Consider the following 23851-nt stretch of genomic DNA (forward strand, 5'->3'; position numbering starts at 1 on the left):
TTCATGCTCATCCCGAAGCGCGTTAAGTTCCGTCGCCAGCACCGCCCGACCCGTTCTGGTATGTCCAAGGGCGGCAACAAGGTGACTTTCGGTGACTACGGTCTCCAGGCTCTCGAGCCGGCCTACATCACCAACCGTCAGATTGAGGCAGCGCGTATTGCTATCAACCGCCACGTCAAGCGTGGTGGTAAGGTCTGGATCCAGATTTTCCCGGACCGTCCGCTGACCCAGAAGCCACTGGGTGTTCGTATGGGTTCCGGTAAGGGCCCGGTCGAGAAGTGGGTAGCAAACGTCAAGCCGGGTCGCATCATGTTCGAGATGTCCTACCCGGACGAGGCAACTGCTGTCGAGGCACTGAAGCGCGCAGGCGCTAAGCTGCCGATTAAGACCCGAATCGTTCGGAAGGAGGATCAGTACTGATGTCGAACGGCATTCCCGCCCACGAGCTTCGCTCGCTGGATAACGATGACCTGGTTGCCAAGCTCAAGGAGTCTAAGGAGGAGCTGTTCAACCTCCGTTTCCAGAGCGCTACCGGTCAGCTGACCAACAACCGCCGTCTCCGCACTGTCCGCAAGGATATTGCTCGCATTTACACCGTTATGCGTGAGCGCGAGCTCGGCCTGTCTGCTGCACCAACCGATGGTGATGCAGCATGAGTGAGGAAAACATGAACACCACCGAGGCTGGCGCACGCAAGGTGCGCACCGGTTACGTCGTGTCCGACAAGATGCAGAAGACCATCGTCGTCGAGCTCGAGGACCGCAAGCAGCACGCCCTGTACGGCAAGATCATGCGCACGAACTCTAAGGTCAAGGCGCACGACGAGAACGAAGAGGCTGGCGTGGGCGACCGCGTCCGCATCGAAGAGTGCCGTCCGCTCTCCAAGGACAAGCACTACCGCCTGATCGAGATCATCGAGAAGGCTAAGTAAGACCCGTCAGCTGAGCAATCAGCTTGGGCTTTACGACGAGAACCCCGCCGCGGGAAACACGAAAGTGTTTTCTGTGGCGGGGTTTTGTTTTTTTAGAAAGCCATGTTCCTTCGTATTTCTAGTCCTCTCAGTCCAGGTTTGATGGGTTTTTATCTCTGATAGCATTGGCCAGGATTTGTGCTTTGTGAGGGGAGAAGTTCGGTGACTACTGACGTGACCAGGATTGATGATCGAGATCTCGAGTCCGCGCTTCGCTCACATGACGTGGCTACGCTGTCGCGGCTCTTAACTGATATTGAGCCCAAGGCTGCCGCTCGAAAGATGCGCCGCCTCAGCCATGGGGAACGTGCGCTGTTCTACCGCACACTGCCGAAAGACACGGCGGTTGAAACCTTCGATGAGCTGAACTCGGCTCTGCAGGCGCACCTGATTGACAGTCTCCGTGATCCTGAAGTCACCGCAGTTTTCGCGGAGATGGAACCGGACGATCGAGCAGAGCTGCTCGACGAGCTTCCTGCGTCTGTCGCTGCAAAACTGCTTGCCGATCTGCCGGATGATGAGCGAGAGCTGACCAACATCGTCCTCGGCTACCCCGACGGTTCCATTGGGCGTCGCATGAGCCCGGAGCTGGTGTCGCTTCACGACTATATGACGGTGGGGGAGGCTCTGGAGACCGTCTACAAGCATCTGGATGATGCCGAATCCATCTACACGCTGCCGGTGTCGAACCGGAACCGTCGGCTGGTGGGCGTGGTTAGCCTTCGTGAACTGATGCGCGCCAGCAGTGATATCCATGTTGCGGCGATTTTGCGGAAGGCCGATTACGCAGAGGCGACCGAATCCGAAGAGAAGGTAGCCCGCATGTGCGCTGATCGTAAGCGCCTAGCTCTGCCGATTGTCGACAGCGAGCAGCGTGTTATCGGTCTGCTCACGGTCGACGACGCCCTCCGGATTCTGGAAGAGGCAGACTCCGAGGACCAAGCTCGTATTTCCGGTTCTGAGCCTCTGCGCTTGCCCTATCTCGCGACGCCCATTTTCGAGATTGTTCGCTCTCGTGTGGTGTGGCTGCTCGTGCTTGCTATCGGTGCAACATTGACCGTGCAAGTCCTGGAAACTTTCGAAGAGACTCTTTCTCAGATGGTGGTTCTCTCGGTATTTGTGCCGCTGCTGATCGGTACAGGTGGCAATACCGGTAACCAGGCAGCAACCACGATTACGCGTGCGTTGGCGCTGGGGGATGTCCAACCCCGCGATATATTCAAAGTCATTCTCCGCGAGGTGAGAGTCGGTGCCTTCCTCGGTTTATTGCTTGGTACTCTCGGCCTGCTATTGGCTGGCTTGGTTTACGGCTGGGACATCGGCCTAGTGATTGGTCTGACGCTGCTGGGTATTTGTACTCTCGCGGCAACTGTCGGTGGCATCATGCCGCTGATTGGTAAGAAGTTCGGCATTGACCCAGCCGTCTTCGCTAACCCGTTCATTACAACTCTCGTCGATGCCTCCGGTCTGATCATCTACTTCCTGATCGCTAAGTCAGTATTGGGAATCTAGTCCCGTCGCGCAGGGGACGTCGGCGGTATAGAAAAGAGACCAACTGCGCCATAATGGTGGCCATGAGCAATGGCACCCACAATCACCGCACTTGGAAAGAAATTATCGCCGCCGATCCGCAGCATTCCCGCCGCTACGTCAACCGCTGGCGGGGATTCGTGCGCGAGGGCCGCGATATTGACGGCGAGGCTCGGTTGGTGGATGCAATGGTGCCACGCCACGCTCGAATCCTGGATGCCGGCTGTGGGCAGGGGCGCGTCGGCGGTTACCTGGCGAAGGCTAGTCATCGAGTCGTCGGTGTCGACGTCGACCCCTATCTCATCGACGAGGCAAAGCGACAGTTCCCGGACGCGACGTGGTTGGTAGGGGACTTGGCGCAGCTGCCGCACGTGCTTGACGACGGGCTGGAGAACACACCCCACGATGACACGGCATCCGCCTTCGACGTCATCATTTGCCCCGGCAATGTGCTGACTTTCGTAGCGGCAGAAGACCGCGCGAAGGTACTGCAGGGCTTCGCGGAGGTGCTGAATCCGGAGAGCGGTCGTGCCATTATCGGCTTCGGCGCTGGCCGTGGTTGGGACTTTGCCGATTTTGAAACCACTGCGCAGGAGGCTGGGCTCACCGTGATTCAGCGTTATTCCACGTGGGATCTTCGTCCCTTTGACAAAGAGTCTCAGTTCCTGGTTGCAGTGCTTGAGCGAGCTAAATAGAGCGGGCTAAGCAGCGCGGACTAGGAATCTTTAGCCAGGAGTTCTTCGACTTCGGTTTTCGTCGGCGGCTGCGCTCCCTTGCGGGACACAGTGATGGCAGCCGCGGCGGCCGCATAGTGCAGAATCTCGCGCCACTGATCTGGTGATACGGAAGTCAGGTCAGCTGCCGTCAGACCTCGTTCCTCAATTTGCGCCAAAAGTGCGCCCATAATTGTGTCCCCAGCACCGATGGTGTCAACGACATTCGCGTTGACGGCTGGGACATCGATGCGGTTTCCGTCGGCAAGCAAAGTGAGCCCATCGCCACCTCGGGTGATGACGGCGGCCGGAACTTTAGTCAGCGCCTCTTCGCCAAGGAACTCGACTTCCTCGTCCGAGAGCTTCAACAAATTGACGTAGGGGAGCAAGCTCATGAGGAATTCGCGGTGTGCATCCGTTGCGTAAATGGGGCGAATATTTGGATCCAAAGCGACCAGGGTGCCATTGGCCGCGAACTGTTTGAGCAATTCCGCGTACCGGCTGGCACCTGGTTCTAGCGCCAGTGACAGGGTGCCGAAGCATGCGATATTCGCATCGATGTGCTTCGGCTCCACCAACGGGGTGGCCGTGCCGTCGGTGTAAAAGGTGTACGTTGCAGAGCGATCGTCGTGGATGGTGGTTACCGCCAGAATGGTCGGCTCTGGGCCACGCTGAACGTAAGAGGTGTCGACCCCTTCGTTTTCCAAGTGCTTGACCAGCTCATTTCCGAAACCATCTGTGGACAGGCGGGACTGGAAAATAACATCCGCACCGAGGCGAGAGGCCGTAACCGCGACGTTGTAGGGGCCTCCGCCTAGCGCCGGCACGTGGTTATTGAGGCTGCCAGGAGATACCGGAACGAGGTCAACCAGACCTTCGCCGCAAACACAAATAGCCATGACTTCAATAATATCGGGGGGAGGGGTATGACCTATCGGTCGGGTTTTAAGTTCAATGTTAGCTAAGGGCCTTATTAAAAGCGTTTGGCAACACGCGCTCCTATTTACCTTCGTATCTCGCGAGACGCTGACGTGGATGGCCTCACCATCGACCGGCAGCGTCAGGACTGTGAAGCCATTGCAAAGCAGCGTGGCTTGGACGTTGGACATAGGACATAACTACGTCGATCAGTCCATTTCCGCGTCAAAGAAGAATGTGGCTCGCCCCGACTACGACGCCATGGTGGCATCCTTTGAACGCGGCGAAATCGACGCGATCATCTGCTGGGACCTCGAACTACCCGCCCCACGTCGGTGGGTAGTCCGATCAGTCGGACAAAACTACTCCCGCACCACAGCGTAATAAGGGGTGCACCTTAAAAACATCCGGAGGTGGGGGTAACTCCCCCTCGTTGCCCAGAGACAAAATACGCCAGTGGCGTCTGTACGACGAGCCGAAGGTAGGACAAATTCCAATCCAGAGAGGTCTTGCACTGTTGCGGTGCGGTTGTCTTCTTTCTCACCGTATTGGACCCTGCGAAATTAATTGGATACGATAGGCCCATGTTGATTTCAGGTTCCGTTTTCATGCGGCCGCTCACCAGCCGCTAAGGCGGTTTTCTCCCTCCCGCAGGTTAGAAACCGCTCCGGTCCTTTAGCCGGGCGGCCATTTGCCATGCCCGGCTCCGTTTCAACTCCACGGAGCACACCTGATGTCTACATACGGATACGGCCGTCACGAACATGGCCAAAATTTTCTCACAGACCACAAGATCATCAACTCCATCGTCGATCTTGTAAAACAAACCTCCGGCCCCATCATTGAGATCGGGCCAGGAAGCGGTGCCCTCACCCACCCGATATCCCACTTGGGGAGGGCAATAACGGCAGTTGAGGTAGACGCAAAACTAGCTGCCAAACTCACAAAAAAGACCGCCTCGGCGTCGGTCGAAGTGGTCCATGATGATTTCCTCAACTTCCCGTTACCCGCCACTCCCTGCGTCATTGTGGGAAACATTCCCTTTCACCTCACCACTGCCATTCTTCGAAAGTTGTTGCATGCGCCGGCATGGACTGACGCTGTACTCCTCATGCAGTGGGAAGTCGCTCGCCGCCGGGCCGGGGTAGGTGCAAGCACGATGATGACAGCTCAGTGGTCCCCATGGTTCACGTTTCACCTTGGTTCCCGAGTACCAAGGTTTGCTTTCCGGCCACAGCCAAACGTTGACGGGGGGATCTTAGTGATCCGCCGGGTGGGTGACCCGAAGATCCCGATAGAGCAACGCAAAGCCTTTCAGGCGATGGTGCACACCGTTTTCACCGCCCGGGGACGCGGGATAGGGGAAATTCTCCGAAGGGCAGGGTTGTTTTCATCACGTTCAGAGACACAATCATGGTTGCGCTCGCGAGGAATCGACCCCGCAACCCTACCTCCCAGATTGCACACCAGCGACTGGATCGATCTCTTCCAGGTGACTGGTTCCTCTTCACCGCGCCATCGGCCCATTTCACAATCGGGAAGTAGTCAACGCCCTCCTCAACGGAAAAATCGAGGCCGGCGGCGGTAATCCCCCCACCACCAAAACCGAAATCCACCAGTAGTAGTGAACGACCCATGTTCGTCTACCGTGAGCCGCGTTATGGCAGTGACGTGTTCTCGTCGGGCACAGTCATAGTTCCCGGCGTTGCCAGCGACAGGGTTCTACACCCAGCAGCGGGACCGATCAAAATCACCCGCACGGGGAACGACCCTGCTGGTGGTTTCGATTTTGATGAAAGCGAGGAGACATAGCCCCTCGCCAACTCCCCGTAGCTGGCGAACAGTAGCTCCTGGCGCTGGCGCTCGTTGGTGAGTTTGCGTGCCACATCGAAAGCCTTATCGACTTCCCGGTCCAAGTTGTTGTGAGCCTTGAGCAGAATTGGGTCCATCGATAACGGGTTGTAGTGCTCCGCGAGTGACCGCTGGGGGTGCCGCTCGCGTGCCCGCAGCACCAACTGTCCAGCGTCGATGATTCGCTGCTGCGCCTTCTCATCTAGTTCACACAGAGCTGGTCCGCAGTTGTAGCTCCCGATGTACTCCGAAAAACGGAAAAAATAAATAGTGGGGATACATCAACCTTCCACTTTCCATTCTTCCGGCTCAGAGTATTGAGGGGTCTGGGACCGGGTCCGTAAACCCTTTATGTTTTTCGCGCACAGCGGTTTTTAGCGACGCACCCTATAGGTTTTCCGCAGAACTTATATGTGTTTCTGTGCACCCCATATGTTGTCTGTTTTAGCGGTATTTCGTTGTTAATTCCGCACGCGCGCATCAAATGGTTATTTATCGACGACACTCCGTCGAATTACCATCTGTCACCGCCACAGGGCCGACTGAATGACCCGAATGGCCTCTTCGTGGACGGCGAGACACTGCATGTGTTCTACCAGCATGATCCATGCTTTTCACATGCGCCGAAGAGAACTGGGTGGGGGCATGCGTCCGCGTCGCTCACGACAGCCGAGCGGTGGCGTCATCACCCCGATGCGCTGTATCCAGGCATGCCCTATGACAAGCATGGTTGTTATTCGGGCAGCGCGGTTGTAGATGGCGATGATGTGTGGCTCTTCTATACCGGCAATCTGAAGGCAGACGGGCGCCGCATTCCGTCGCAGAATCGGGTGCGCGCGCTTGACGCCTCCGCCCCAGAGGGTGGGATTCATCTTGCCGATTCTGGTTATCTCATGGATTCTCGCAACGATTGAGAAGTTCTTCCATAAGCGTCTCAAGGGCACTGTCGACTTCATGCTGACACCACTGTTGACGTTGCTCATCACTGGTTTCATCACCTTTGCCGCCATTGGTCCAGTACTGCGCACTGCAGGTGAATGGCTGGGTATTGGTCTTGCAAATCTGTACGAATTCGCGGGACCTGTGGGCGGCTTCTTGTTCGGCTTGGTTTACTCGCCAATTGTCATTACTGGCCTGCACCAGTCCTTCCCACCAATCGAGTACATGCTGTGGGACCAGGGCGGCTCGTTCATTTTCGCGACGGCATCGATGGCCAATATTGCCCAAGGTGGTGCCGCGCTGGCAGTGTACTTCCTGGCCAAGAGTGAGAAGCTTAAAGGTCTGGCTGGCGCCTCCGGTATGTCGGCGCTATTCGGTATTACCGAGCCGGCCATCTTCGGTGTGAACCTACGTTTGCGCTGGCCGTTCTACATCGGTATGGGTGCCTCGGCCATTGCCTCAACCATGAAGGACGAGCCGAAGTCAGAAACTGCTGCGAAACCTGCTGTTACCGCAGAGAAGAAGTAAATCTGCCTCTCTTCGACGGTGAATCGCAGTTCCTGGTTGCAGCGCCTAAGGGGGGTAGGGCGCTGTGACCGTCGTAAAGCGGTTGCGATTCCGCGTCAGCCTGTCGATATTCTTTTATGCGAATAACTGCAATTAACGGCACGCAGGGAAAGGCTTCGGCGGTGACGCTATACGAAACGCTGGATACGGCTGGCGACAAGAAACAGGAACTGTTGACGCAGGACTACGGACGATTTGCCGTGCGAGCGGTCCTGGCGGGTATGTACCTGACGCTCGGAACGGCCTTCGCTGCGGTCGCTGGTCAAGTGGCAGAGGGCGTCGCGCCGGGGACTGGGGGACTGGTCTTTGCGTGCCTATTCGGGCTTGGGCTGTTCGCCATTGTGGTGCTCGGTGCAGAGCTTGCGACCGGCAGCATGATGTTTGTGTCCTGGTCCGCCGCACGCGGGCGCATGGCGTGGGGAGTTGCCTTTCGAATGGTGGCCGTCGCTACGTTCTACAACTTCATCGGTGCGGCGATTGTGGCGCTGGTGCTCAGCCAGAGCGCCAAGCTCGGTGGGATTGATGACACACATCTGATTTCCACCTTGACTGAGGGGAAGCTGGCCAAGCCGTTCTTCGGTGCCTTCGTTGAGGCGATGGGTGCGAATTTCGTGGTCAACATGGCTGTCTTAGGTGCGCTACAAGCCAAAGAAATCATTTCGAAGTTCGCTGTGATTCTGCCGATCATTGCAGTGTTCGTCGGGCTCGGACTCGAGCACGTGATTGCGAACTTCTCGTTGTTTTCCTTGGCCTTTTTCGCTGATCCGCATCCTACAGGCTTCGATGGTCTGCACATTACTGTTAACTGGGTGGCCGTGTGGCTAGGTAACTTCGTAGGTGGTGGCCTTGGGATCGGCGCGGTCTACGCCTGGTTGAACCAGACGAAGACCAGCTATGTTGACTAGGTTTTGAGCTTCGCCGCGCCCTAACCGGGCACCTATCTGACGGTCTATCCGACAGCCTGCCCGAAGAGCAGACCGACGAAGTAGGACACAATCAAACCGAGCGCACCACCAATTACCAGGCGCAGAGCAGCCTTGCCGGAGTGCGTGGAGCTGAGCTTGGCGCTGATGTAGCCGGTTAGAGCCAGAGTCACCATGGTGACAACAGTCACTGCGATTGCGCCAGAAGTGGGGCCGGTGAAAACCAGTGCCGCAATCATCGGCAGGATGGCGCCGAGTAGGAACGACAGTGCCGAAGAACCGGCAGCGGCCCAGGGGTTGGTAAGTTCCTCACCGTCAATGCCCAATTCCAGCTTTAGGTGAGCCGCCAGCGGATCGCTTTGTGCGATGCCGTGGGCAGCATCTTCGGCGATATGTTCTGGGATGCCGTAGCCAGAGAGAATGCCCACGAGCTCTTTATGCTCTTCATCTGGAAAGTTCTTAAGCTCGGCCTTTTCTTTGGCAATCAGTGCCCGCTCAGTATCGCGCTGGGTTGAAACCGAGACGTATTCACCCAGGGCCATCGAGATAGCCCCAGCGATAACGGCCGCGGCGCCAGCAGTCAGAATGGCTTCGCGAGAGGAACCTGCTGCAATCACGCTGAGCAAGATTAGAGCAGTGGAGACGATACCGTCGTTGGCTCCGAGGACTCCGGCGCGAAGCCAGTTGAGTTTCGCCGTCTCAGATGCCTTATGTGGTTCATGAGGATGTGTGTGCGTGGTCATGGCAGGACCTTTCTCCCATGTCAGCCCCATGCCTACGGGTGGTACGAGGCCTCACCATCGATTTAATGCCGATTCGGGCACATTCTCAACCAGTGAAGTGAAACGCGGGGAGTCCTCTCGCGCGCGTAGCTCTTATGGAAGTCGGTGTGAGCGTTTGTGGAGGTCGGCGCGCGTCAATGTCAACACCGCGGTCAGTGCAATCAATGCACAGGTCAACATCGAAATAGCCATCGAGAGGGGAAGATTGGAACCAAGCCCCACCAACGGGGAAACCGTGGCGGCCGCGAGGAACTGTGTGAAGCCCATGAGACCGGAACCTGAGCCAATTCCGATATCTCGAACCTCCTCAATTCCGAGTGCCGTGGCATTGGCGAAGATTAGCGGCATCATCGGTACCGTAATGAACAGCAACAGCCAAGTAGTGAAGAAGGTAATCCCGACGAGGGCATTAATAATCAGGCCTATCGACGTCACGAGCATGACCGTAAGGGCAACTAAAATGCCTTTGCGGGGATGAAGCCGGTTGATCATCTTGCCGTTGAGGATTGACACAAATGTCAACATCGCTGCATTGGATGCGAACACGAGAGAAAACTGAGTAGGGGTGAGCCCCAGCAGCTCCTGGAAGATAAAGGGTGACGCAGCGATATAGGAAAACATCACCGAGAAGCCACCAGCGAAAGCCAACAAGTAGCCGACAAATACTGGCCGCCGCAGCAGCCTGCCAATATTGGGCAGGAGATTGCGCAGAGCGCCTGTGGAGCGTCGCTCAGGCGGCAGGGTTTCCGGAACCATCAGGATCACAATCGCGACCATCGCGACGTTGATGGCTGCGAGAAACCAGAACACGCTGCGCCAGCCGAATGCGGGGCCTAGAAAACCGCCCACAAGGGGAGCGATTGCCGGGGCGATGGAGGAAATGCCCATCAGCGTGGAGAAAGCTCTCGCTGATGCCTTGCCCGTCAAGAGGTCTGGTACTACAGAACGAGCCAGAACAACTGTGGAGCCACCAGCTAACCCCTGGAACAGGCGCATTGCAATAAGCGTGCCAATATTCGGTGCTACTGCACAGAGGATTGACGAGCCCAAGAACACCAAAGTCGCAATGAGAAGCAGCTTCTTGCGGCCCAAACTATCGGAGAGAGCGCCAATGACGAGCTGTCCAGCAGCCATGCCAATCATGAAGGTTGTCAGCGTGAGCTGAACCATCGACTCGGTCGTGGAGAACTCGCGTGCAATCTCCACGAAGGATGCCAGATATGTATCTGCGCCGAACGGGGCGGCGGCGGATAATAAGGCCAAGCCGGCAAGTAGCGATACCGGCAGCGTCTGTGCTGGCTGTGTCTGAGCGCTCCCGGAATGTTGATTTGTCACTGTCTCAGTATAGGGTTGCCGCACAAGGCATAAACCATGTTGGGGGCATGAAACTAAGGGATTTTGTTGTCCCGCACGAACGTGCCATAATACACAGGTTGCGCGAAGCGACTGCGTGCTGCTCTCAACGGTCTAGAACCGTAGTAAGCACGAGGTCAAAGCGATAGGAAAGCTACCTCTAGCAGGTGCTTCCGTCGTAAAGCGTAAACGCAAGACATAAAGACCGCGTGCGTTTAGGACGGAAATCTGACGCACAATGCAACCAGGTCAGGAGAAACGCAGTGATTCAGCAGGAATCCCGTCTGCGCGTTGCCGACAACACTGGTGCACGTGAAATTCTGTGCATCCGCGTTCTCGGTGGCTCGACCCGACGCTTCGCTGGCATTGGCGACACCATTGTCGCAACTGTCAAGGAAGCTACTCCGGGCGGCAACGTCAAGGCAGGCGAAATTGTTAAGGCAGTTATCGTCCGTGCGAAGAAGGAGACCCGTCGTCCGGATGGCTCCTACATCTCGTTCGACGAGAATGCAGCTGTCATCATCAAGGCTGACGGTGAGCCGAAGGGCACCCGTATTTTCGGCCCGGTCGCGCGTGAGCTGCGCGACAAGAAGTTCATGAAGATTGTCTCGCTCGCACCGGAGGTGATTTAAGTGAAGATCCGTAAGGGCGATACCGTGCTGGTTATCTCCGGTCCGGACAAGGGTGCTCAGGGCAAGGTCATCGAGGCCTACCCGAAGCGCGACAAGGTCCTGGTCGAGGGCGTTAACCGTATCAAGAAGCACGTTGCAAACTCCGCTGCGGAGCGCGGTGCATCCTCGGGTGGCATTGTCACTCAGGAAGCTCCGATTCACGTGTCGAACGTCATGCTGGTCGACGAAGATGGTACCCCGACTCGCGTCGGTTACCGCTTCGATGAGGACGGCAAGAAGGTTCGCATCTCCCGCCGTACCGGGAAGGACATCTAAGCATGAGCGAAAATTACACCCCTCGTCTGAAGGCCCGTTACCGCGATGAGATTCGCGGCAAGATGCAGGAAGAGTTCTCCTACGAGAACGTCATGCAGATTCCGGGCGTCACCAAGGTCGTCGTCAACATGGGCGTCGGCGCTGCTGCTCAGGACAAGAAGCAGATCAACGGTGCTATCAACGACCTGACTCTGATTACCGGTCAGAAGCCAGAGACCCGTCGTGCTCGCAAGTCGATCGCTAACTTCAAGCTTCGTGAAGGCGACGCCATCGGCGCTCGCGTCACCCTGCGTGGCGACCGTATGTGGGAGTTCCTGGATCGTCTGCTGACCGTGGCTCTGCCGCGAATCCGCGACTTCCGCGGTCTGTCTGATCAGCAGTTCGATGGTCACGGTAACTACACCTTCGGCCTGTCTGAGCAGACCATGTTCTACGAGATCGACGTTGACAAGATCGACCGCCCGCGCGGTATGGACATCACCGTCGTGACCACCGCTACCAACAACGAGGAAGGCCGCGCGCTGCTGCGCGAGCTGGGCTTCCCGTTCAAGAAGTAGTTTTGCCTCTTCGGTAGCTTTTGCCTGAAGCCCCGGATGCCGCTCGGCCTCCGGGGCTTTTTGCTGCTCTGTTAGGTGCTTATGTTCGTGGGGGAGTGAGGTTGCTGTGCGGGGCCTGCGTAGAAGTTACCAGTGTTACTGGTGTGAAAGGTGACCCTTTTTGGGGGTTGAAAATTAGTAAAGCCACAAGGTTTCTCAGTTGAAAGTTAGGCGTTTGTGATGATTTCGTTGTAAACTGCCATTCGTCATAGTGACGGCCGCCAAAATGCATTGTGGTCGTTATCAATTTGGGCAAGACTTAAGTGACTTCAGCCTCTGTGTGATTGAGCCAGTGGTTCTACACAGTGCGGTCCTTAAGTTAAAACGCAAAGGGATTAACTACATGAAGAACTTCTCCGTGGCCGTCCGCTCGGCTGCTATTGCAACTGTTGCGGCTCTGGGTCTGAGCTTGGGTGCAGGTGCCGCCAACGCACAGCCGGAAATGCCGAACATTCCGATTCCGGGTCTCGGCGACACCGGCCCGAAGGGCGTCAAGCAGATCGTCACCTTCGGTGACTCCTTCACCGCTAATGCCGGTAAGGGTGGCCCGCGTGGCCTGGCGCCGGGGCAGAACGTACTGGTCGCCAACTGCGCTACCGACATGGAAAACTGGCCGAAGATCGCAGCTACGAAGCTGAACAAGTCCCTGGGTGACTGGTCCTGTAACGGTCTTGGCGGCTTCCCGGGTCAGCTCCTCGCATACCTGGAGGCTTCCATCCAGTACGGCGACATCGGAGAGGGCACCGAGAAGGTTGTCCTGATGTACGGCGGCATGGACTGGGTCCAGTGGGTTGACGTGGCAGGCGAGCTTGTCGCAAAGCCGGATCCGCAGGCTCCTTCCGCGTTCAAGCAGACGCTGCGTCAGTTCACTGACCGCGTCCACCAGGTTGCCCCGGGCGCTCAGGTCGTCCTGGCGTCGTACCCTGAGTACGCCACTGATGACCAGCTGTGCCTGGTGAACACCCCGAACCAGACCTTCCCGATCCCGGCACCGGGTGCCAGCGAGATCCAGGGTGCATTCCGTGACAGCATTCGCTCCGCATCTCACCACGTAGGTGCCGGCTTCATTGACGTCTACGAGGCAACCCTCGGCCACGGTACCTGCAACCCGAACCCGGATGAGCGCTTCGTCGCCGGTTTCGCAGACCCGGTGATGGGTCCGATGACCAACCACCCGACGGTGGCTGGTGAAAAGGCAATGGGTAACATCATCGCCGACCAGCTCTACTAATCTCCTCTAGCCGGCGCCATGTCGGCTAGGAATTGAGTTCCACTGTTAATTGGTGGGGCTTCACGCCGCGAGCGGACTAACGTCCGTCTGCGGCGTTTTTGCATTTCGGCCTGTATTTGTTAGTATCACCAGGTCTGCCCTCTATAAGAGGTGCGGCAGTAAAAATGTAAGAACTTTGCTGTAGGCCCCTCGCCTCGCATCGTCTCTGGCGTCACCTGGGTGGCGAGCTGACTCGGCTATTGAACCGAGTTGGCGAACAGTAGCCCTTAAATCGCCGGAATCACGATATTGGAAATCGCTCCAACTTAAGCTTTTGCCGTGTGACAGTTGCTGTTTGCGCGGTCATTGGAGTTAGCCACGAGGTGGGAAGGAACCGCAGCGAGAAAGGAAGCGGTCACTAACCATGACCATGACTGACCCAATCGCCGACATGCTGTCGCGCGTGCGCAACGCTAACAACGCGTACCACGACTCTGTCTCGATGCCGTCGTCCAAGCTGAAGGCTAACATCGCCGAGATTCTCAAGTCTGAGGGTTACATTGCGGACTACGCAGTCGAGGATGCCAAGGTCGGCAAGACCCTGACCCTGAACCTGAAGTACGGTCCGTCCCGCGAGCGTTCGATCGCTGGCGTGCGTCGCGTCTCCAAGCCGGGTCTGCGTGTTTACGCAAAGTCCACTAACCTGCCGAAGGTCCTCGGCGGCCTGGGCGTGGCTATCATCTCCACGTCTCAGGGCCTGCTGACTGACCGTCAGGCTTACGAGAAGAAGGTTGGCGGGGAAGTCCTCGCTTACGTCTGGTAAAGGGGGAACTACACAATGTCTCGTATTGGTAAGAACCCTGTCGTTGTCCCGGCAAACGTTACTGCCCAGGTCAATGGCCAGGACGTTTCCGTCAAGGGCCCGAAGGGCGAGCTGTCTGTCTCTATCCCGGCTCCAATTACTGTTGAGCTGAAGGACAATGAGATTGTGGTCAACCGCCCGGATGACCACCGCAAGAGCCGCTCCCTGCACGGCCTGTCCCGTTCGCTGATTAACAATATGGTTGTCGGTGTGACCGAGGGCTACACCATCAAGATGGAAATCTTCGGTGTCGGTTACCGTGTCGCCAAGAAGGGCAAGGACCTCGAGTTCTCCCTGGGCTACTCGCACCCAGTCCTGATCGAAGCACCGGAAGGCATCACCTTCGACGTCGACGGCACCACCAAGCTGTCGATCACAGGTATTGATAAGCAGCAGGTCGGACAGCTCGCAGCTAACATCCGTCGTCTGCGTAAGGATGATCCTTACAAGGGCAAGGGCATTCGTTACGATGGCGAGCAGATCCGTCGCAAGATCGGAAAGACGGGTAAGTAATGAGCAACACCAACGAAAAGCGCCTCCCGGTAGGCAAGGACATCTCGACTCGTCGTCGTGTCGCCCGTGCCCGCCGTCACGCACGCTTGCGCAAGAACGTCCGCGGCACCTCCGAGGCACCGCGCCTCGTCGTGCACCGCTCTTCCCGCCACATCACCGCTCAGGTTATCGACGACTCCATCGGTCGTACCCTGGCAGCTGCTTCCACTCTGGACGCAGATCTCCGTGGCTTCGAGGGCGACAAGAAGGCCAAGAGCGCCAAGGTCGGCGAGTTGATTGCTGCTCGCGCTAAGGATGCTGGCATCGAGAAGGTCGTTTTCGACCGCGGTGGCTACCAGTACCACGGCCGCGTTGCTGCTCTGGCCGAGGCTGCCCGTGAAGGTGGTCTGAAGTTCTAATGCGCACTTACAAGTCCAACGGAAGGAATGCGTGATGTCGGAACGCGATAAGCGCGAAGGCGGACGTAACTCCGCTGACAACAAGAACAACAACCGTCGTGGTGGCCGCGGTAACGACCGTCGCCAGCAGGACGAGCGTTCGCAGTACATCGAGCGCGTAGTAACTATCAACCGAGTTTCCAAGGTCGTCAAGGGTGGTCGTCGCTTCAGCTTCACCGCTCTGGTCATCGTCGGTGACGGCGAGGGCATGGTCGGCGTCGGCTACGGCAAGGCCAAGGAAGTACCGGCAGCTATCCAGAAGGGTGCTGAAGAGGCTCGTAAGAACTTCTTCCGCGTCCCGATGATTGCTGGCACCATTACCCACCCGGTTCAGGGTGAGACCGCTGCTGGCATCGTTCTGCTGCGCCCGGCTGCTCCGGGTACCGGTCTGATTGCCGGCGGCGCTGTCCGCCCGGTTCTCGAGTGCGCCGGTGTTCAGGATGTTCTGTCCAAGTCGCTGGGTACCAACAACTCCATCAACGTTGTTCACGCAACCGTTGATGCTCTCAAGCAGCTGGTTCGCCCTGAAGAGGTTGCCGCACGTCGTGGCAAGTCCCTCGAAGAGGTCACCCCAGCACGTATGCTGCGCGCACGCGCAGGTCAGGGAGCGTGATTTCCATGGCACTGAAGATTACCCAGGTCCGTGGTACCGCTGGTACCAAGCAGAACCAGAAGGATTCGCTGCGCACTCTCGGCCTGAAGCGCATCAACGGTTCCGTCGTTCGCCCGGATACTCCGGCTGTGCGCGGTCTCGTGAACGTTGTGCGTCACCTGGTCGAGGTTGAAGAAGTAGCGGGGGAGTAGGTAAACCATGAGCGAACCAATTAAGCTCCACGACTTGGCCCCGGCTCCGGGCGCTAAGAAGAAGAAGACTCGCGTCGGCCGTGGTGAGGCTTCCAAGGGTAAGACCGCTGGTCGCGGCACCAAGGGCACCAAGGCCCGCAAGCAGGTTTCGGCAGCATTCGAGGGTGGCCAGATGCCACTTCACATGCGTCTGCCGAAGTTGAAGGGCTTCAAGAACCCGGCGAAGGTCACCTTCCAGGTGGTCAACGTTTCGGATCTGGAGCGGCTGTTCCCGAACGGTGGCGACGTCACCATCGCCGACCTGGTTGCAAAGGGCGCTGTCCGCGCTAACCAGCCGGTGAAGGTCCTCGGCGACGGCGACATCAACGTCTCCGTCAACGTCACCGCAACCAAGTTCTCGGGCTCCGCAAAGTCCAAGATCGAGGCTGCAGGCGGCTCTGTCACTGAGGCCTAAAGCATTTAAGCTTTAACAAAAGAGCTCTTAACCCAAGTGGTTAAGAGCTCTTTTTGTATTGAGGGGAGGAAAGGGGAGGGGAGGGCAGCGCAAACCGCCCGCTTACAGCAGGCCGGTGTTGCGCAGAGCCTGCTCCAGTCGGTCGATGTCAGCGTCCGTATGGAGCGCTGTAATGGTCAAACGCAACATTGCCTCACCACGGGGAACCGTCGGGTAGCGAATCGCAGGTATGTACACGTCGAGCTCCGCCAACCGTGCTGAGGCGTCCATCGCTTCGGCTTCGTCGCCAACGGGCAGTGGGATGATTGCAGATGCGGGGTCTGACTTTGCGTCAACCAGGGAGCGGACGCGCGCAATATTACGCTGCAATCGCTTGACGACGTCCCCAGCCTCCAACTGCTTCAACGCGGCGCGGATAGCTGCGACGGAACCTGGGTTCATCGACGTTGAGTACACGAAGCTACGGGCTTGATTGCGTAGCAGTTCGCCAACTGGTGGGGAGCAGAGAACGTATCCTCCTTCGACACCGAGAGCCTTGCTCGCGGTGCCGACCACAATGTCCGGGCGCATGCCCAGGTGCGATGCAGTGCCACGACCTTGTTCTCCGATAACGCCGACGCCGTGGGCGTCGTCAAGCATCAGCCATGCGTTGTGACGGCGACAGGTGCGCTCGAGTGCGGGGCCGTCGATGACTTCGCCTGACATGGAGAACACTGTGTCGGAGATGACAAGCTTGTGGCGAGCGCTCGATGTTTCGAGGAGACGGTCGAGTGCCTGGTAGCCAGCGTGCGGAAAGACCGTGACTTTAGCTCGGGCATTGCGGCAACCGTCGATGATGGAAGCATGGTTGGCGGCATCGGAGAAGATTTCAACATCGGCGGTGGCAATGGCGGCGATGGTTGAGTGGTTCGCCTGGTAGCCAGTCGCAAAGAGAACGGCATCGTCGAAACCGAAGAACTGCGCCAGTTCATTCTCAAGTGCGCTGTGGATGCTAGTGCCGGTGGTCAGGCGAGAGCCGCCGGACCCGGTGCCGAAATGTCCAATTGCCTCGGTGGCAGCTGAGATGAGTTCAGGGTGCGTGGACAGGCCGAGGTAGTCCGAAGAAGAAAACAGTAGATAGTCGGTTCCGTCAATTCGGCTGTGTGGCAGTTGTCCGGTTTCGAAAGTGCGCAGTGTGCGGGCAAGCCCTTCAGCGGCCCAGGCCGAGTTCCTTTGGGCGGCGATTGCTGAGAGGTCGCTGTTGGGGGCGGTCACGTCCGGCGAGGAACTGGCGTCAGCTGGGAGCTCGACGTAGACCGGCGCGTTCTCCAGGTAATCGATTAGCTCGGGGATATCGGTGCCGGGTTCAACGATGAAGATGCGAGTACCAAGAGTGCTGCCGTGGTCCTTGATATTGGGGATACGGTGAAAGACTCCGTCCAGCGCCAGATATCCTCGCGTGTAAAAGGGGTCATCGGAGAGGCAGATTTCTGCGACGATACCCGGGGCGCTGTGAACCTTAGATGCGAGGATGAGCGCCTCGTGAAAATGATCCTTGGTGCAGTCCTTACTGGGGTGCGAGATGGCATCAAAAGTGGAAACCCGTACACCACGGGCAGGATTTGGGTCGAGCCGTTCACCGGAGGAGGCATCGATGAGAGCGGCACCGCGGAGACCTGTGAGTGAATAGGCCATTTCGACGGCGATGTCGGCTGCTTGTATGCCTGCAGCGTGTAGGCGTTGAGCAATGAGATTGCGTGCGTCCTCAGGGCTGGGGTTCGACTCTAGAAAGGGAGTCAACGCGGACACGGTGCCGATAGTCGACTCTTCAACCTTGTCCACAGTGATGTGAATTGTGTCGGCTCGACCCTTGTCGTGGTGAAGTGCACGGCTAGTCATTGCAGAAGCCAGCTGAGGTAGTTCGACGGCCGGTGCAAGACGCTCAGCGCCAGAGATATGGCAGCCATCGGCGCTGGATCGCATGCGGATGCTGTAGGTACTCACAGAGCAAAACTTTAACACTGTTCAAGTTTTGTCTGGGAAAATTGGGTGAGGCACAGTGAGGGGGCGTGGGCTCAGAGGGGAGGGGGCGCTGGGATCGTCGTCAAGCGAAAAGAGGTGATTGGCGGGGCGCTGTACTAACGGTGATATGGAGGTGTATTGCGACGATGTGGAGAAACGCTGGTAGACTCACTACGTCAAATACTGTCAATTAAAGGTTTGAGGAATACGTCATCCGCGTTGCTTAACTAAAACGGGAGACTACTGGCGGATAAGCGGGTAAGTCTTTCGGGAAAAGCGTGGGAGAAGCGGATTTCTTGACCTCGGGAGGATGCACGTGGCTTCCGGTCTCATTGCGGCGTTGCGCGATCCCGATTTGCGTAAGAAGATCTTCTTCACTCTGACGATGATCATTCTGTACCGAATCGGCTCGCAGATTCCAACCCCTGGTATCGACTACCAGTTGGTCAACGCGCAGCTCGAGCAGATTTCGAAAGATCAGTCCAGCGTTTACTCGCTGATTAACCTGTTCTCAGGTGGCGCTCTGCTGCAGATGGCGATTTTCGGCATCGGCATTATGCCGTACATTACGGCCTCGATTATCGTCCAGCTGCTCACGGTGGTGATTCCACACTTCGAGCAGTTGAAGAAGGAAGGGCAGTCGGGTCAGACAAAGATGACCCAGTACACCCGCTACCTCACAGTGGCGTTGGCGTTGCTGCAGTCTGCAGGCATTGTGGCCATGGCAGACCGAGGTGCCCTGCTGGGTGGCTCGCAGTCGCTGCTGGTTAAGGATGCGGGTGTCTTTGACCTCGTGGTGATGGTCGTTGTGATGACCTCCGGTGCCGTGCTGGTCATGTGGATGGGTGAGCTCATCACTGACCGAGGCGTCGGCAACGGTATGTCGCTGCTGATTTTCTCCGGTATCGCCGCTGGTATGCCGGCGCAGGGAGCGAACATTCTGCGCTCCACCACCGGTGTCGTGTTCGCCACCGTGATTGTTGCCGTGCTGATTCTCATCATCGGCGTTATTTTCATTGAGCAGGGACAGCGCCGTATTCCGGTGCAGTACGCAAAGCGCATGGTTGGTCGTCGCCAGTACGGCGGATCTTCCACCTACCTGCCGCTGAAGGTGAACCAGGCCGGTGTTATCCCTGTCATCTTCGCGTCCTCTCTGATTTACGTGCCGGTTCTGATTACCCAGATTGTTCAGTCCGGTCAGTCGAATCCGAACATGGACAACTGGTGGCAGCGCAATGTCATTCAGTACCTGCTGGCGCCGTCCAGTTGGCAGTACATTCTGCTGTTCTTCCTGATGATCATCTTCTTCTCCTTCTTCTACACCTCCGTGCAGTACGACCCGCACGAGCAGGCGGAGAACATGAAGAAATACGGTGGATTCATTCCGGGCTTCCGCCCGGGACGTCCGACTGCTGAATACCTGTCCTACGTCCTGATTCGCCTGCTGACTGTCGGCTCGCTGTACCTGGCGCTGATTGCTGTTCTGCCAAATGTCGCTCTTGATATGGGGCTTGGCGACGCGAACTCCGGTACAGGCGGTATGTTTGGAGGTACAGCCCTGCTGATTCTGGTCAGTGTTGCGCTGACGACGGTCAAGCAGGTTGAAAGCCAAATGATGCAACGTAACTACGAAGGGTTCTTGAAGTAATGCGACTCGTACTTGTAGGTCCTCCCGGTGCAGGCAAGGGCACTCAGGCAGCTATCCTCTCGGAGAAGCTCGGTGTCCCGCACATCTCCACCGGTGACCTGTTTCGCGCAAACATCGGTGAAGGCACTCCGCTCGGCATTGAGGCGAAGTCCTACATCGACGCCGGCAACCTTGTTCCGGACGACGTGACTGTGCGTATGGTCGAGTCCCGTCTGAATGAGGACGACGCTGCCAAGGGGTTCCTGTTGGATGGCTTCCCACGCACTGTTGGTCAGGCAGAAGAGCTGAAGCGTCTGCTGTCCAACCTCGGCACTGAGCTGGATGCGGTCGTACAGTTCGACGTTTCTGAGGATGTCGTCGTCGAGCGCATGCTGGCCCGTGGTCGCGCAGACGACACTGAAGAGGTCATCCGCAACCGCATGCATGTGTACACCAATGAGACCGCTCCTTTGCTGGATTACTACTCGGAGAAGATCATCAAGATTGCCGCTGAGGGATCCGTTGAGGAGATTAACGAGCGCACGATGGCTGAGCTGGAGAAGCTGAACTAGGCTCCTGGCACACCGGGTAACTAGACGCTCTAGCTTTTTCGCTGGCTGGGGCCGATGGGTTTGCCGGTTGTAGATGGTTGTTGAAGCCGCCCTTTCGAACCGTTGAGGTTTGGAAGGGCGGCTTTTGTGTGTGGCTGGGGTGGGGCGGGGGCAGCCGATAGTGAGGGCTACTGGAAGTCCTGAATGATTTCGTCGATAAGCGGTTGTGCGGCCTCGGCGCCAATATTCGCGAAAACGAACTCTTGGTAGATGCGGTTATCCTCGTCGATAACCATTACGAAAGGGGACCCCTTGTTGATACCGCTAAATGCGTGCTTGCCGGGTAGCTCGTATGGTGCGTAGTTTTCGACGGACTCAGCCTTTTCGTTAATGCGCTCGACAGTGGCCGGGTCCTCGGCCGTACTGAGCATTGCGGTGCCACCGTCGCCAACTGCCATTACGCAGGTGAAGCCATGCACGCTCTCGCTGCCAAAAATGACGGGTTTAGAGTCATCCGACTCGACGCAGCTGCCAATCGCCTCCTTAATTGCATCAGGTGTGAAGTTTTGGATCGACTCAGGCAGTGCAGAGGCGCCCATGAAACCCGAGGTGCTTCCAGGGGCCTCCGGCGATTCCGTGGCAGGGGAAGTGGAGGGGACAGTCGGCGCTGGCGACGGTTCGGGGTTGCTTGAGCATGCGCTAATCAGGAAAAGCGAGCTGGCAGCAATAACAACGCCCGCAGTCTGCGCGGACTTCAACAGTGAATGCATGCCAGTTATCGTAGGGCAGCTCATCTTTGGGTGTAAATTTCTCGGAAGTGGCAGCGATCCGAGCGGCGCCCTCGTAGGTGGCGGGGTACAGCTAGCCGGTGGTTCCCTTCTGGGGCAGAGTAGACTCAACCAGCGTGATGAGTTTTCGACGCCGCCGCAAAGTAGTTCCTGCCCGCACCGAGGGAGAATTGGATGCGATGCAAGCGGCCGGCGAGATCGTCGGTCGTGCATTGCTAGCCTGCCGAGATGCCGCTAAGCCAGGGGTCACCACGGCAGATCTCAATGAGATTGCGCACCAGGTCATTATCGATGCTGGCGCAACGCCGTCCTTCCTTGGCTATGAAGGCTTCCCGGCATCTGTCTGCGCATCAGTGAACGAAGTGATTGTCCACGGCATTCCGTCTTCGTCTACGGTTCTCGCCGATGGTGATTTAGTCTCAATTGACTGTGGCGCAATCCTGGATGGCTGGCACGGCGATTCGGCACTTACTTTCGGCGTCGGAAAGCTGAGTGACGATGTCGAAAAACTGAACATTGCAACATCAGAGGTCCTCGCCGAAGGTATTAAGGCCATGGTGCCGGGCGCTCGCCTCACCGATATTTCGTATGCGCTTGAAATGGCGACCCGTGAGGCTGAACTGCGCCACGATATTGAACTCGGCATCGTCGATGGATACGGCGGGCACGGCATTGGGCGCGAGATGCACATGGATCCCTTCCTTCCCAACGAAGGCAAAGCAGGAAAGGGACCCCGCATCGTCGAAGGCTCCGTATTGGCCATTGAACCGATGCTCATTCTCGGCGGCGAGTGGGGTAGTGATGAGCTTGACGACGGCTGGACGGTCGTCAGCGCCGATAGAATGCCGGCCTCCCATTGGGAGCACACAGTTGCCGCCACAGCGGACGGCCCCCGTATTTTGACTCCTCGATATGAATAACTAGTGCGGGAGGGGCCACGCGAAAGGTCAGAATGTTGCTATAAAAGCTGCGATGTATTCTGAACGCGGGGAGAGAGTCCGCCTGCCATCGCTTGCAGGCGGTCCCATAGTGGTCGTATTTGGTAAAAACGCAGGTCGCGTGTAAAGTTGGGCGATGGTGTGGGCGCAGTGTCGCTGCAGTGATGATTATCCCTGCACGGAACTGCTAAAACACCAGGCAGAGTAGAGATTTCCCAACTGGTGCCGGGATTGTCCCGGGTATCCGCCAGAGAGACGTGGAGGACATGGCTAAAAAGGAAGGCGCAATTGAGGTTGAGGGTCGCGTCGTCGAGCCCTTGCCGAACGCGATGTTCCGAGTGGAGCTGGACAACGGGCACAAGGTGCTCGCCCATATCAGTGGCAAGATGCGCCAGCACTACATCCGTATTCTCCCGGAAGACCGAGTCGTAGTGGAGCTTTCTCCGTACGATCTCGAGCGTGGGCGAATCGTCTACCGCTACAAGTAAATCGACCTGACCACTGTTGGTAGTGGTTATGGGCTTATTTACTAACTAGACAGAAACTCCACCGTCCTAGCTGCTTCTGGTGACGGCCGCGTGATGTTGAGACCTAGTGTCTCAGCAGTTCGGCGCGGTGGTTCTTTATGAAAGCTTTTCCACAGAAGTAAGCGAGAATACCTCCGGCAACGGTGGCTGGAGCCTTTCTATAACACCTGCGCGACTCGGCGTCCGACCGAGTAAGCCGGGTCTGGGAAGGATGGCAGTGGAGTAAACCACCGCATCAACCGGAAGGAAATTGCCGTATGGCACGCCTTGCTGGAGTTGACCTGCCACGCAACAAGCGTATGGAGGTCGCTCTTACCTACATCTATGGCATCGGCCCCGCCCGTGCCAATGAGCTGCTGGAGAAGACCGGCATCTCTCCGGATCTGCGCACCGACGCTCTCACCGATGAGCAGGTTGCTGCGCTGCGTGACGTGATTGAAGCTACCTGGAAGGTCGAGGGTGACCTCCGCCGCCAGGTTCAGGCTGATATCCGCCGCAAGATTGAGATTGGTTCCTACCAGGGTCTGCGCCACCGTCGTGGCCTGCCAGTCCGTGGTCAGCGCACCAAGACCAACGCTCGTACGCGTAAGGGTCCGAAGAAGACGATCGCCGGAAAGAAGAAGTAAAACATGGCAGCTCCGAAGTCCGCACGCGGCCGTCGTACCGGCCGTCGCGTTGTAAAGAAGAACGTGGCTCAGGGCCACGCATACATCAAGTCCACCTTCAACAACACCATCGTGTCCATCACGGACCCGAAGGGCGCTGTTATCTCGTGGGCCTCCTCTGGTCACGTCGGTTTCAAGGGCTCTCGTAAGTCCACTCCGTTCGCTGCTCAGATGGCCGCCGAGAACGCTGCTCGTAAGGCCATGGAGCACGGTATGAAGAAGGTTGACGTTTTCGTTAAGGGTCCGGGTTCGGGCCGCGAAACCGCCATCCGTTCCCTCCAGGCCGCTGGCCTTGAGGTGTCCTCGATCTCGGATGTGACCCCTCAGCCGCACAACGGCTGCCGTCCGCCGAAGCGTCGTCGCGTCTAGGAATAGGGTAAGGAGA

General features: G+C 57.5%; 30 protein-coding genes and 3 pseudogenes. 26 read left to right on the forward strand and 7 right to left on the reverse strand.

Annotation, left to right across the window (positions count from 1 at the left end):
• The first annotated feature begins 3 nt into the window (after positions 1–3).
• The 5 genes from rplP to QP995_RS05855 all read left to right on the forward strand — a co-directional run bounded on the left by rplP (position 4) and on the right by QP995_RS05855 (position 3195).
• Positions 4–420, forward strand: a complete 417-nt coding sequence (rplP, locus tag QP995_RS05835; RefSeq protein WP_016422059.1) for a 50S ribosomal protein L16 — start codon at positions 4–6, stop codon at positions 418–420.
• Positions 420–656 (forward strand): 50S ribosomal protein L29, encoded by a 237-nt coding sequence (gene rpmC / locus QP995_RS05840; protein WP_005509851.1) that lies wholly within the window; start codon positions 420–422, stop codon positions 654–656. The genes rplP and rpmC overlap by 1 nt, the downstream gene beginning before the upstream one ends.
• Positions 653–931, forward strand: coding sequence for a 30S ribosomal protein S17 (gene rpsQ / locus QP995_RS05845; protein ID WP_042388398.1), 279 nt, complete (start codon positions 653–655; stop codon positions 929–931). Before rpmC ends, rpsQ begins: the two co-directional genes overlap by 4 nt.
• Before the next feature lie 201 nt (positions 932–1132).
• The gene (mgtE, locus tag QP995_RS05850) at positions 1133–2482 is read left to right on the forward strand and encodes a magnesium transporter (RefSeq protein ID WP_070866443.1); all 1350 of its coding nucleotides are present in this window, start codon (positions 1133–1135) and stop codon (positions 2480–2482) included.
• A 53-nt stretch (positions 2483–2535) separates the two neighbouring features.
• Positions 2536–3195 (forward strand): class I SAM-dependent methyltransferase, encoded by a 660-nt coding sequence (locus QP995_RS05855; protein ID WP_083324599.1) that lies wholly within the window; start codon positions 2536–2538, stop codon positions 3193–3195.
• 20 nt (positions 3196–3215) lie between these two features.
• On the opposite strand, the gene QP995_RS05860 is transcribed toward QP995_RS05855, so the two are convergent.
• Positions 3216–4112 carry a carbohydrate kinase family protein gene (locus QP995_RS05860; RefSeq protein WP_070604479.1) on the reverse strand — a complete coding sequence of 299 codons (897 nt, stop codon included), beginning with the start codon at positions 4110–4112 and terminating at the stop codon, positions 3216–3218.
• A gap of 169 nt (positions 4113–4281) precedes the next feature.
• Here QP995_RS05860 and QP995_RS05865 point away from each other — a divergent pair, with 169 nt between their 5' ends.
• Together QP995_RS05865 and erm are read left to right on the forward strand one after the other, a co-directional pair.
• Positions 4282–4515: a recombinase family protein gene (locus QP995_RS05865; protein WP_224784272.1), complete on the forward strand. Its 234-nt coding sequence runs from the start codon at positions 4282–4284 to the stop codon at positions 4513–4515.
• Between the two features lie 349 nt (positions 4516–4864).
• Complete coding sequence (gene erm / locus QP995_RS05870) at positions 4865–5719, forward strand: 23S ribosomal RNA methyltransferase Erm (RefSeq protein ID WP_049172293.1); 855 nt, start codon at positions 4865–4867, stop codon at positions 5717–5719.
• 70 nt (positions 5720–5789) lie between these two features.
• Here erm and QP995_RS05875 read toward each other — a convergent pair whose 3' ends face one another.
• The gene (locus tag QP995_RS05875) at positions 5790–6143 is read right to left on the reverse strand and encodes a type IIL restriction-modification enzyme MmeI (protein WP_016423158.1); all 354 of its coding nucleotides are present in this window, start codon (positions 6141–6143) and stop codon (positions 5790–5792) included.
• A gap of 333 nt (positions 6144–6476) precedes the next feature.
• Here QP995_RS05875 and QP995_RS05880 point away from each other — a divergent pair.
• The 3 genes and pseudogenes from QP995_RS05880 to QP995_RS05890 all read left to right on the forward strand — a co-directional run.
• A pseudogene (locus QP995_RS05880) lies at positions 6477–6863 on the forward strand (glycoside hydrolase family 32 protein); the annotation flags it as partial.
• Positions 6847–7389 (forward strand): annotated as a pseudogene (locus QP995_RS05885) (PTS transporter subunit EIIC); the annotation flags it as partial. The pseudogenes QP995_RS05880 and QP995_RS05885, both read left to right, overlap by 17 nt.
• Before the next feature lie 176 nt (positions 7390–7565).
• A complete protein-coding gene (locus QP995_RS05890) occupies positions 7566–8393 on the forward strand; it encodes a formate/nitrite transporter family protein (RefSeq protein WP_016422066.1) in 828 nt (275 codons plus the stop codon).
• 44 nt (positions 8394–8437) lie between these two features.
• On the opposite strand, the gene QP995_RS05895 is transcribed toward QP995_RS05890, so the two are convergent.
• Entirely contained in the window at positions 8438–9154 is a 717-nt protein-coding gene (locus tag QP995_RS05895; RefSeq protein ID WP_070546910.1) for a VIT1/CCC1 transporter family protein, read from the reverse strand.
• A 132-nt stretch (positions 9155–9286) separates the two neighbouring features.
• A complete protein-coding gene (locus tag QP995_RS05900) occupies positions 9287–10528 on the reverse strand; it encodes a multidrug effflux MFS transporter (RefSeq protein ID WP_042388406.1) in 1242 nt (413 codons plus the stop codon).
• Between the two features lie 281 nt (positions 10529–10809).
• On the opposite strand from QP995_RS05900, the gene rplN reads away from it, so the two are divergent.
• The 10 genes from rplN to rplO all read left to right on the forward strand — a co-directional run bounded on the left by rplN (position 10810) and on the right by rplO (position 16369).
• Positions 10810–11178, forward strand: coding sequence for a 50S ribosomal protein L14 (rplN, locus tag QP995_RS05905; RefSeq protein WP_016422069.1), 369 nt, complete (start codon positions 10810–10812; stop codon positions 11176–11178).
• A complete protein-coding gene (gene rplX / locus QP995_RS05910; RefSeq protein WP_005509963.1) occupies positions 11179–11493 on the forward strand; it encodes a 50S ribosomal protein L24 in 315 nt (104 codons plus the stop codon).
• Positions 11494–11495: 2 nt separating this feature from the next.
• A complete protein-coding gene (gene rplE, locus QP995_RS05915; protein WP_005509901.1) occupies positions 11496–12050 on the forward strand; it encodes a 50S ribosomal protein L5 in 555 nt (184 codons plus the stop codon).
• 382 nt (positions 12051–12432) lie between these two features.
• Positions 12433–13320, forward strand: a complete 888-nt coding sequence (locus tag QP995_RS05920) for a GDSL-type esterase/lipase family protein (RefSeq protein WP_070827573.1) — start codon at positions 12433–12435, stop codon at positions 13318–13320.
• Between the two features lie 403 nt (positions 13321–13723).
• Positions 13724–14122 carry a 30S ribosomal protein S8 gene (gene rpsH / locus QP995_RS05925; protein WP_005509822.1) on the forward strand — a complete coding sequence of 133 codons (399 nt, stop codon included), beginning with the start codon at positions 13724–13726 and terminating at the stop codon, positions 14120–14122.
• 15 nt (positions 14123–14137) lie between these two features.
• Entirely contained in the window at positions 14138–14674 is a 537-nt protein-coding gene (rplF, locus tag QP995_RS05930) for a 50S ribosomal protein L6 (RefSeq protein WP_005509895.1), read from the forward strand.
• The gene (gene rplR / locus QP995_RS05935; protein WP_005510009.1) at positions 14674–15072 is read left to right on the forward strand and encodes a 50S ribosomal protein L18; all 399 of its coding nucleotides are present in this window, start codon (positions 14674–14676) and stop codon (positions 15070–15072) included. The genes rplF and rplR overlap by 1 nt, the downstream gene beginning before the upstream one ends.
• Positions 15073–15106: 34 nt before the next feature.
• The gene (gene rpsE / locus QP995_RS05940) at positions 15107–15724 is read left to right on the forward strand and encodes a 30S ribosomal protein S5 (protein WP_005510059.1); all 618 of its coding nucleotides are present in this window, start codon (positions 15107–15109) and stop codon (positions 15722–15724) included.
• 5 nt (positions 15725–15729) lie between these two features.
• On the forward strand, positions 15730–15915 hold the full coding sequence (gene rpmD / locus QP995_RS05945) for a 50S ribosomal protein L30 (RefSeq protein WP_070604493.1): 186 nt from the start codon (positions 15730–15732) through the stop codon (positions 15913–15915).
• A 7-nt stretch (positions 15916–15922) separates the two neighbouring features.
• Entirely contained in the window at positions 15923–16369 is a 447-nt protein-coding gene (gene rplO / locus QP995_RS05950; RefSeq protein ID WP_016422071.1) for a 50S ribosomal protein L15, read from the forward strand.
• A gap of 102 nt (positions 16370–16471) precedes the next feature.
• Here rplO and QP995_RS10915 read toward each other — a convergent pair whose 3' ends face one another.
• Positions 16472–17623, reverse strand: a complete 1152-nt coding sequence (locus QP995_RS10915) for an aminotransferase class I/II-fold pyridoxal phosphate-dependent enzyme (RefSeq protein ID WP_502869797.1) — start codon at positions 17621–17623, stop codon at positions 16472–16474.
• Between the two features lie 48 nt (positions 17624–17671).
• Positions 17672–18331: pseudogene (locus QP995_RS10920) on the reverse strand (6-carboxyhexanoate--CoA ligase); the annotation flags it as partial.
• Positions 18332–18680: 349 nt separating this feature from the next.
• Here QP995_RS10920 and secY point away from each other — a divergent pair.
• Both secY and QP995_RS05965 read left to right on the forward strand, forming a co-directional pair.
• Positions 18681–20018, forward strand: a complete 1338-nt coding sequence (secY, locus tag QP995_RS05960) for a preprotein translocase subunit SecY (RefSeq protein ID WP_048731466.1) — start codon at positions 18681–18683, stop codon at positions 20016–20018.
• Positions 20018–20569: an adenylate kinase gene (locus tag QP995_RS05965; protein WP_005509947.1), complete on the forward strand. Its 552-nt coding sequence runs from the start codon at positions 20018–20020 to the stop codon at positions 20567–20569. The genes secY and QP995_RS05965 overlap by 1 nt, the downstream gene beginning before the upstream one ends.
• A 167-nt stretch (positions 20570–20736) precedes the next feature.
• On the opposite strand, the gene QP995_RS05970 is transcribed toward QP995_RS05965, so the two are convergent.
• Positions 20737–21318, reverse strand: coding sequence for a hypothetical protein (locus QP995_RS05970; protein ID WP_049190408.1), 582 nt, complete (start codon positions 21316–21318; stop codon positions 20737–20739).
• A 137-nt stretch (positions 21319–21455) separates the two neighbouring features.
• Between QP995_RS05970 and map the strand changes: the two genes are divergently transcribed.
• The 4 genes from map (at position 21456) to rpsK (ending at position 23835) form a co-directional block, all read left to right on the forward strand.
• Positions 21456–22256 (forward strand): type I methionyl aminopeptidase, encoded by an 801-nt coding sequence (map, locus tag QP995_RS05975; protein WP_049190406.1) that lies wholly within the window; start codon positions 21456–21458, stop codon positions 22254–22256.
• Between the two features lie 284 nt (positions 22257–22540).
• Positions 22541–22762 carry a translation initiation factor IF-1 gene (infA, locus tag QP995_RS05980; RefSeq protein WP_016422077.1) on the forward strand — a complete coding sequence of 74 codons (222 nt, stop codon included), beginning with the start codon at positions 22541–22543 and terminating at the stop codon, positions 22760–22762.
• A gap of 296 nt (positions 22763–23058) precedes the next feature.
• Positions 23059–23427: a 30S ribosomal protein S13 gene (gene rpsM, locus QP995_RS05985; protein ID WP_005509836.1), complete on the forward strand. Its 369-nt coding sequence runs from the start codon at positions 23059–23061 to the stop codon at positions 23425–23427.
• Between the two features lie 3 nt (positions 23428–23430).
• Positions 23431–23835 carry a 30S ribosomal protein S11 gene (gene rpsK / locus QP995_RS05990; protein ID WP_016422078.1) on the forward strand — a complete coding sequence of 135 codons (405 nt, stop codon included), beginning with the start codon at positions 23431–23433 and terminating at the stop codon, positions 23833–23835.
• Positions 23836–23851 lie beyond the last annotated feature (16 nt).

This window comes from Corynebacterium sp. MSK032 (assembly GCF_030232065.1).
Classification (GTDB): domain Bacteria; phylum Actinomycetota; class Actinomycetes; order Mycobacteriales; family Mycobacteriaceae; genus Corynebacterium; species Corynebacterium jeikeium_D.